This is a genomic window from Paralimibaculum aggregatum, assembly GCF_030270585.1.
GTDB classification, from domain to species: domain Bacteria; phylum Pseudomonadota; class Alphaproteobacteria; order Rhodobacterales; family Rhodobacteraceae; genus Thermohalobaculum; species Thermohalobaculum aggregatum.
In genome coordinates this window covers 1-419 of the sequence record NZ_BSYI01000153.1, presented here as the reverse complement: position 1 = coordinate 419, position 419 = coordinate 1, and the positions used below count along the sequence as shown (strand labels likewise).

Genomic DNA, 419 nt, shown 5'->3' with positions numbered 1-419 from the left:
TGGCATGGACCGACCAGCGGTCGCGACGGCCCCGAGATGCCTTGCCGAAGCGAGGTGCAGCCGGCCTCGCCCGTTGGACCATGGGCAATGCCGGTCAGCCGGACGGTCTCTACAGGGGCGATGGTGACGGTCCGATCCGGCAGGTTCGGCGCCAGCGGCGCATGCCGGCTGCCAGCCGCATCCGGCAAGCGCCGCTGGCGCCGGGGCGGACGAATGCCGTTTTCCTTCATGAGCCTGGCGGCAGTCCTGCGGGAAACGCGGGGCCCCGGCCCCGCAGCCCGGCGCGGGATTTCGGGTGCATCGCAGCGCTGCATGCCGTCCTCGATGCTGGACCGGATCTCCCTGGTCGGGGCATCGTGCCCGGCTGCCCCGCCGGACGCACCGCCCGCACCGGGACCGTGCGCCGCCGGGCATGGAAC

1 pseudogene is annotated in these 419 nt (G+C 73.5%); it reads right to left on the bottom strand.

The window, feature by feature from the left end:
• Positions 1-230, bottom strand: a pseudogene (locus QSJ97_RS24735) (hypothetical protein); the annotation flags it as partial.
• Positions 231-419: the final 189 nt, after the last annotated feature.